6 protein-coding genes are annotated in these 7,530 nt (G+C 66.1%); all 6 read right to left on the bottom strand.

The genetic code is table 11. The features are described 5' to 3' along the window. Positions 1-233 precede the first annotated feature (233 nt). The gene (locus BST27_RS32575) at positions 234-1,778 is read right to left on the bottom strand and encodes a sensor domain-containing protein (RefSeq protein ID WP_069422026.1); all 1,545 of its coding nucleotides are present in this window, start codon (positions 1,776-1,778) and stop codon (positions 234-236) included. A 122-nt stretch (positions 1,779-1,900) separates the two neighbouring features. Then, the gene (locus BST27_RS23975) at positions 1,901-4,273 is read right to left on the bottom strand and encodes a RyR domain-containing protein (RefSeq protein WP_069422025.1); all 2,373 of its coding nucleotides are present in this window, start codon (positions 4,271-4,273) and stop codon (positions 1,901-1,903) included. An 86-nt stretch (positions 4,274-4,359) separates the two neighbouring features. Beyond that, the gene (locus tag BST27_RS23970; RefSeq protein WP_069422031.1) at positions 4,360-4,989 is read right to left on the bottom strand and encodes a heme-binding beta-barrel domain-containing protein; all 630 of its coding nucleotides are present in this window, start codon (positions 4,987-4,989) and stop codon (positions 4,360-4,362) included. Between the two features lie 217 nt (positions 4,990-5,206). Then, positions 5,207-5,509 (bottom strand): DUF1416 domain-containing protein, encoded by a 303-nt coding sequence (locus BST27_RS23965; protein ID WP_069422024.1) that lies wholly within the window; start codon positions 5,507-5,509, stop codon positions 5,207-5,209. Between the two features lies 1 nt (position 5,510). Continuing rightward, entirely contained in the window at positions 5,511-6,344 is an 834-nt protein-coding gene (locus tag BST27_RS23960) for a sulfurtransferase (protein WP_069422023.1), read from the bottom strand. Positions 6,345-6,663: 319 nt separating this feature from the next. Further along, positions 6,664-7,479: a mannan chain length control protein LmeA gene (lmeA, locus tag BST27_RS23955; RefSeq protein WP_069422030.1), complete on the bottom strand. Its 816-nt coding sequence runs from the start codon at positions 7,477-7,479 to the stop codon at positions 6,664-6,666. Positions 7,480-7,530: the final 51 nt, after the last annotated feature.

The raw sequence follows: 7,530 nt of genomic DNA, 5'->3' as shown, positions 1-7,530 counted from the left end.
CGAAGGCTGAATCGCACGATGGGGCATCACAACACTCCTCACTCAAAGAGGTGTTGCATCGATGGCTTGAAACCGCATCGAGGCCCGGTACGTAGGCCACACGCTCGGCGAGTGCCTCCCTGCGTGGACGCCTACCCCGTGCGCCGAATGTGGGGCATACGCACCCGAAACGTCGAGACCCGGTACGTAGGCCCCACGCTCGACGAGTGCAGAGAGAGCGCTCCGCGCGACCCCTATTTGGCGGCCCGAGTGGCGATCTGGTCGGCGATCCGGGCCGCCGCGTCGGTGATGTCCGGGCCACACGCCTGCACCTCGATCACCACATCCGACGCCGCGCGCAACGCATGCTGGCAGGTGCGGCCCGCACCGTTCGCCTGCGTGCGAAGTTGCGTGATGTTGCCCGGCTCGCCGGCGACGTCAGCGACGTTCCAGTCGGCGGCCTTGCCACTGGTGTAGGTGACGGTCTGATTGGCGCAGGCTCGCCACTTGTTACCCGATTCTTCGACGAAAGCGCGCGCCTTCTCGGCCGACGGGAAGGTGGCAGTGGCTTCGACTATCCGATGGCCCGTCTCGCTGTCCCTGGTTCTGAACTCTTCCCAGCGTCCCGCCGTTGGCCCATAAGGCTCGTACACCTCCTGCGCCAGCACCTCAAAAGTGCCAACGCAATCCGGGATCGACGAGGTCGCCTGCAGGTTGCGCAGCGCATCGCCGCGCCCGTGCGGCCCCAGGTTCGGGTCGCCGACCAGGGTGCCGAGCTCTTCGGCACCCAGCAGACCGGCGCGGGCCGGAGACCCGCCCCCCGAGCTAGGCTCGCCGACCGGGGCCGCGGCGCCTGCCGGTTGGGCCGCCGGCTTGCGCTCGCCGCCGCCCTTCTGGGAGGTGAAAACCACCACCAGCACGATCGCCACGATGACGGCTAGTGCGGCGGCCCCCAGCACCAGCAACTTCTTGTTGGATTTGCCGCCGCCCCCGCCCTGGCTGGGCGACGACGGAGCGGGCTGGGCGGCCGGCGGTCGAGGGCTCGTACCGGCGCCGGGTTGCGCGGACGGAGCCGTGGCAACCGGTATCGCCGCCTGCGTCTTCGCGCTGGACTCCGCCGTCTTTGCCGCAGCCTCCGCGTCTTTGGCTTCGATCTCCTTCAGCACGTTGTCGATCTCGGTGCGGGTGCGGTAGGTGACGTCGTGCCGCAGCCGCAGCATGCGTAACAGTTGGGCGATATCGCTGCGGGCGCTGGGATCGTCGCCGTCCTCGGCGAATCCGGATCGCAGCTCGACCAGCAGCTGAATCTGCTGCTGCGGGCTGAGCTCCTTTTCGGCGAGGTCGTTCCCCAACCTGGTGATGTAGCCGAACGGCACCGGAGGTTCCTCGGGCAGCGGCGAGGGCAACGGCTCGGCCTTGGCCCGTAGCGCGTGTATTGCGGTGACCAGTTGGATGCCGGCATCCACGGTTGGGTTTTGGTAGTCGATGATCTGCAGGGTCGCCACGGGATTGACCCGCACGCTGTCCACCGGTCCCACCCGCACCGGAAGGATGGGCCGCCGCAAAGCCTGTGCGTAGCGCAGCTCGGCCTGGCTGGGCTTGGACTGCAACCAGTTGTTGGAGAGCGCGACGATGAAGACCTCGCAGTTGCGGATCTGCTCGAGGATCGCGCTCCACCAGGCGTCGCCACCGCCGAGCTCTTGATCGAACCAAACTTGCTGTTGGGCGCGCTTGAGCGCGGTATGCAAGGCTTCGAGTGCCGCCCGGTCTTGGCTTGAGTAGCTAATGAACACTGCCATGGCAGTCTCTCCTCAACTGACGCGCAGGGGAGCTTGGATGCGCCGTTACCGTATCAGTGTTTTCACGTGCGCGGAGCCAGGCGCGGGGGCGACCGCCGCACGCCGCTGAATACCTCGGGCAGCTAACCGCTTTCGGGCAACACCGCGTCCGCCGGCGGATGGAACGCCGCGTACCGGCAGGTGAATTCTGCACCGGGAACGGGCCATTGCTCGCCGTCGACACCGCGCACAATCCAGTCCCCGTCCGCAGCGGTCGTCGGGCCCTCCAGCGTTTCGACCGTTTCGCCCGGGTAGGCGGGCCGCGCCTGCACCCGCCCCTTGCGGCGCCACCGGCCCGGTTCGTCGGCGGGCTCGTACGTCTCGCGGAAGATGTCGTCGCGCACCGACCAGGTCTTCCCGTCGGCTTGCACGGCCCAGTCGCCGGCGTCGGCCTGCATGGTGTGCCCGGAATCGGACTGCCATGTCCAAGGCTCGCTTCGTTGTTCGGCGGTCACCGTGCCCACCCGGATGAAGGATTGCCACAGCGGGCGCGACCGGTAGCCGAGTTGGCGCAGGCTCCACAAGGTCGCAGCCAAACTCCGTACCGCCGCGTTGAGTAGATCGGGGTTGCTTTCGACTTCGGACCAGTCGACCAGCTTGTCGTGAATCTTGTGCGCATCATCGCGCGGCGTACCGTATTTCCAGCCGTTGCGGCGGTAGTAGCGACACCAGTCTTCGTGCTCCGCCTTGGCCATGCTCAGCGCCGAGTAGTGGTCAAAACCCATGAGCGCCAACTGTTCCAGTGGCGGCAAGTCGGCCATGTCGGCGCCCGAAAGTTGCACCGGAGGGCTGCCCCAGGTGTTCCAGGTGTGCCCGGCGATCTGTTCGACCATCCACAGCGCGTTGCGCACCTGACGACGATTGGACCCGCGATAGAACTCGTCGAGCTCACTCCACGGCACCGCCGCGGGGCCGCGCGGCCAACTCGGGTCGAGGGTGGCGACATAGCGCTCGTGGATCAGTCGGGCCGCGCGTTCCCAGGTGTCCTGGACCTGGCCTTCGCGGGTGTCCAGCACCAGCGAGTAGGACTGCAGCCGGCCGACGACCTGCACCGAGTCGTCGGCGACGGTGGTGTTGAGGTCCGAGGTGTAGACCGGCATCTGCGGGAAGCGCGCGGCTAGGCGGGTTCCGATGGTCGCGGTGTGGGTGCCCACCAGGATCACGGCAGTGGTCGCGGGGTCGGCGTCGCCGATCAGACGCAGCATGGTCGGTACCGTCGGCGCATCGGCGACGGCGTCGATCATCGGCCCCTCCGAGATGAATCCCGCTTGCTGCCGGTAGAACTCGTGATCCTTCAAATAATCGTCGGCGTCACGTTCGACCAGGGTCAGCGCGGGTAGCGGGACCGAACCAGGTGGGGTGTAGAAGTCGCGTTCCAACGCCCGCTGGGTGAGGTTCGCGCACAGGGCCAAGGTCAATTGCGAAGTCCCGCATACGAATACGCGGCGTATGTTGCCGGTTGCGACGATCGCGTCGAGCAGGCGGCCGGCGGTCACCTCGTATTTGCCGACGACGTCGGCCGCCCACCGGATGTCGGATCCGCCGAACTGCTGGGCCCGCCACGCTTCGGCCAGCCAGGGGTCGTCGATGCGCACGATGAGGGGCAGTCGACGCTTGTTGGCGACCTGGGCCAGGCGACGGCTGATCAGGTCCAGCCACAACAGGTTGATCGCCGGGTCGGGCGCCATGAGGTAGAGGCGGGACAGGTTACGCCACAGCCGCAGCGACACCAGGGTGGACGGGGTGTTGAAATCCGCGTGCACCACCCGGGCGCCCAGCCTGCGCAGCCGCTGTGCGCGCGAATCCCCGGCATCGGTGATGACCACCAGCGTGCCGCGGTGGTCCAGGGTGCGTGCCACCCCACTGACGATCGATTCGGTGTCGTCCTCGACCCCCACGATGGCGGTGACGGACTCGGCGACGTTGGCCCGGAACCGGTCGACCTGGGACCGGAAGACACCGACCACCACGCCGCCCAACCCGGTAAAGATCGCCGAAACCGCTGCAATGCGGGCTATTTCGAGACCCACCGGGGTGGGGTCGGGGCAGATGTGTCCGCCCAGGGAGTAGTCGCCGCTGCTGCCCTTGATCAATTGGGCCGTCAACATCAACGGCGTGAAGAGGGCCGGATGGTTTTCGTCGTGACAACCCCAGTACGCGGCCAGGCCGAGGACCGCGCTCGTGCCGATCAGCACTGCGATCACGCTGAACGAAACACCGACCAAATGGTGGCTGCCGCTCGATCGGAAAGCCATCACGATCACGGCGACCAGGACGCCGACGACGATCGTGGTTGTCGCCATCGATCCAGGCCGGCCGAACCAGCGCAACGGGTGCGGGAGGGCGTCGACAATCGCCGGTTGAGCCGCCACCGCAGCCAGATATGCGACCAGCAGCACACCGACCGCTGCTACAGCCCGACGCGCCCACGGTGGGGCTGTTCTGCGGTGACGCATCCGGCTTCCTCTCCAGGCTGTCGGGTGCTCGGACGCGAACAGTAAACGCAGAGTTTCGCGGGGAAGGCAACAGAACCCGCGCGGGACTACCCGATGAACCGGGTCAACCGAGCCGACAGATGCGGCACCAGGCCGCCGTCGGCGTCGACCCGCTCCTCGACGTAGGCCAGGTCGCCACCTTCGACGATGCCGTAGAGCCGTTTGGCCCCGCCCACCAACACACCGGATCGACTGCGGGCCAGGGCATCGGTCACCAGCTCCCAGGACGACTGGGTTCGGGGTCGTCCGTAGAACAGTTCGATGTAACCGGCGGAGTGGGCCAGCAGCAGTTCGATGGCCTGCGATTCGCTCGGGTCGTCGGGATCGTTGACGAAGCGCCAGAAACCGGTCTCACGCAGCCCCGGTTCCTGGTATTCGCCGGATTCGTCGAGGCGCCAGGACCGGGCTTCCCAGTTCAGGTAGTCGCCACCGGCGTGGGAGACCACGATCTGCTGGCCGAATCGGTAGTCGCCGTCGGGTCCGCGGCCTTCACCTTCGCCGCGCCAGACCCCGACCAGCGGCAGCAGTGCGAGCAGCGTGTCGTGCAGGTTGGCGCCTTGCCGCAGGTTCGCGGTGTCGCTGGGGAGCGGCAGGTCGTCGAACGCGGGGATGTTGCGCGCTGCGGTCACCTTGGCGCGTTCCGCCGCGGCGGCAACGGCACGGTCGCCCGAGCCCATCGGAAGGACCGATTCGGTGCCCTCCTCGGCCGGGCCCTTGTTCGGGTCCTCGTCGGAGCTCACGACTCGTCGGTGATCAGCCGATACAGCGCGTACAGCGCGAACCAGGAGATGACCCCCGTCGCCAGGACCAGCATGATCTCGAAGAACAGCACCACGGAGACGAGTCTATTCGTGTTAGCTGTCTTCGCGACACATCCGGTCCTGGCGCGGCCCGTCAGGCGATCTTGACGTCTACCTCGTGGATGCCCGCACCCGTCGGGTTGACCACGGCGTCGCCGTTGCCGACGGCAGACAGCGCGCGCAGCGTCCACGATCCCGGTGCGGCGAAGAACCGGAAGTCACCGGTGGCCGACGCGACGACCTCAGCGGTGAACTCGTCGGACGAGTCCAGCAACCGCACGAATGCGCCGCCCACGGCCTGACCGTCACGGTCGACGACACGACCGGTGATCACCGTTTCCTTTTCCAGGTCAACGCTGGCCGGCAACGTCAGTCCTTGCTTAGGTGCAGTGCACATTTCAGCTTCCCAACTCGATCGGGGCGCCCACCAGGGAGCCGTATTCCGTCCAACTGCCGTCGTAGTTCTTGACGTTCTTGTGCCCGAGCAATTCCCGCAGAACAAACCAGGTATGCGATGACCGCTCCCCGATCCGGCAGTAAGCAATCGTTTCCTTCTCGCCGTCCAGCCCGGCGTCGGCGTAGAGCTTCGCCAGCTCCTCGTCGGACTTGAAGGTGCCGTCCTCGTTCGCGGCCTTGCTCCACGGCACGTTGATGGCGCCGGGGATGTGGCCGGGGCGCTGGCTCTGTTCCTGCGGCAAGTGGGCGGGGGCCAGGATCTTGCCGGAGAACTCGTCGGGGGAGCGCACGTCGACCAGGTTCTTGACATTGATGGCCGCGATCACCTCGTCCCGGAACGCCCGGATCGAGTTGTCCGGCTGGGACGCGATGTAGGAGGTTGCGGGCCGGCTGACCGGGTCGCTGGACAGCGCGCGTCGGTCGAGCTCCCACTTCTTGCGGCCGCCATCGAGCAGCTTGACGTCCTTGTGCCCGTAGAGCTTGAAGTACCAGTACGCGTAAGCGGCAAACCAGTTGTTGTTGCCGCCGTACAGGACCACGGTGTCGTCATTGGAGATACCGCGCTCGCTCAGCAGCTTGGAGAACTGCTCCGCGTCGACGAAGTCGCGCTTGATCTGGTCTTGCAGGTCGGTACGCCAGTCCAGCTTGATGGCACCGGGGATGTGACCGCCGTCGTATGCGCTGACGTCTTCGTCTACTTCTACGAAGACGACGTTGGCGGCGTCAAGATTGCTCTCAGCCCAGTCGGCAGAGACCAGGACGTCGGAGCGTGCCATGGTGATCCTTTCGATTTCTTCTTATGAACAGCAGGGGGCCAAATTTTTGTCTGGGGTTCCGCCTGGATGCGCGTTTGTGCACGGAAACGGTAGGGCACGCCACGGAAGGTCCGGGGTGGCTCCGAGCGTCGCGCGGATTGGGCGGCGGCTACTCAGCAGCTACAGCAACAACAACAGCCCGCGTCACGGCGCAGGTCACCTGCGCGACTCATGGAGAGCAGTGGCTCGAAGCGGGCTGACACGTCGGCAAGCTTACCCAATGGCGTCGTGGTCAAGCCACAGTGGTAAGAGGGCCGCGGGCCGGCCGGCTCGATGTGACTCAAGACTGCTTGAACTGGTTGAGGTCGACCGTCACTTTTTGGGTGATGCCTTCGATGATGACGTCCGAGCCCCGGGCCCCCACGGTGTTGGGCGCCACGCCGAAGGGGAGCTTCTGATTGGGCAGCCGGCTGCTGAAGGCGCGCAACACGGCTTGCAGTTTGTCGTCTGGGACCGATTGGTCCTCGGTGTTGGGTCCGGTGAGTACGCCGGTGGGCGTGATGATCAAGGTCGCCGGGTCGTCGGGAGCTATGGACAGGTCGACCGAAACGCTGACCCGGTGATCGAACTGTGCCGACTTGGGTGTGCCACTGAACACCAGGCCGTGACTGTCGGATATCCCCGATTCCGTGGTGCCGCCGGTCGCGTCGTCGTTGCTCTCGCGCTGCGGTACCTCGACCATCAGGTCGATGATCCCCAGATAGCGGCCAAGGTGCACCGAGTCGATGATGATCCGGCTCTCCAGCTCATCTACCTGCAGCTTCGCGTCGGGTCCGATCAGCCAGGATGACTCGGTCAGGTCGATCGAGTGCATGGTGGCCTCGAGCGTGGCCTTGCCCACCATCGCGTGTTCGACGCCGTTGGCTTTGATTTCCAGCTCGTCGTAGCGGTCACGCATCGCCTGGGGGATGAACGGAAAACCCAGGATGGCGACGAATGGGTCGGTGCCCAAATTTGCTGCCTTGCGCACGCTGGTGGAGAGCCGGTACTCGGCGTAGATGCTGGCCCCGAAGTCGACGCCGACCGCCCCAAGGATGATCACGGCAAGAACGATCCCCGCGGCCGTCGCGGCGATCAGCACCTTGCGCATCCGCATATTGTGGCCCATCAGACGCGCCGGACCTACCGGCCCCACCGGGGCGAAGTG

It is taken from the genome of Mycobacterium intermedium, from assembly GCF_002086275.1.
GTDB lineage: Bacteria > Actinomycetota > Actinomycetes > Mycobacteriales > Mycobacteriaceae > Mycobacterium > Mycobacterium intermedium.
The sequence above is the reverse complement of the archived record's forward strand: the minus strand, read 5'-3'. Positions and strand labels throughout refer to the sequence as shown.

Excerpts from the sequence above, each read along its gene's own strand:
- BST27_RS32575 (WP_069422026.1), bottom strand. The coding sequence starts at position 1,778 with ATGGCAGTGTTCATTAGCTACTCAAGCCAAGACCGGGCGGCACTCGAA.
- BST27_RS23975 (WP_069422025.1), bottom strand. The coding sequence starts at position 4,273 with ATGCGTCACCGCAGAACAGCCCCACCGTGGGCGCGTCGGGCTGTAGCA.
- BST27_RS23970 (WP_069422031.1), bottom strand. The coding sequence starts at position 4,989 with ATGGGCTCGGGCGACCGTGCCGTTGCCGCCGCGGCGGAACGCGCCAAG.
- BST27_RS23965 (WP_069422024.1), bottom strand. The coding sequence starts at position 5,509 with ATGTGCACTGCACCTAAGCAAGGACTGACGTTGCCGGCCAGCGTTGAC.
- BST27_RS23960 (WP_069422023.1), bottom strand. The coding sequence starts at position 6,344 with ATGGCACGCTCCGACGTCCTGGTCTCTGCCGACTGGGCTGAGAGCAAT.
- lmeA (WP_069422030.1), bottom strand. The coding sequence starts at position 7,479 with ATGCGGATGCGCAAGGTGCTGATCGCCGCGACGGCCGCGGGGATCGTT.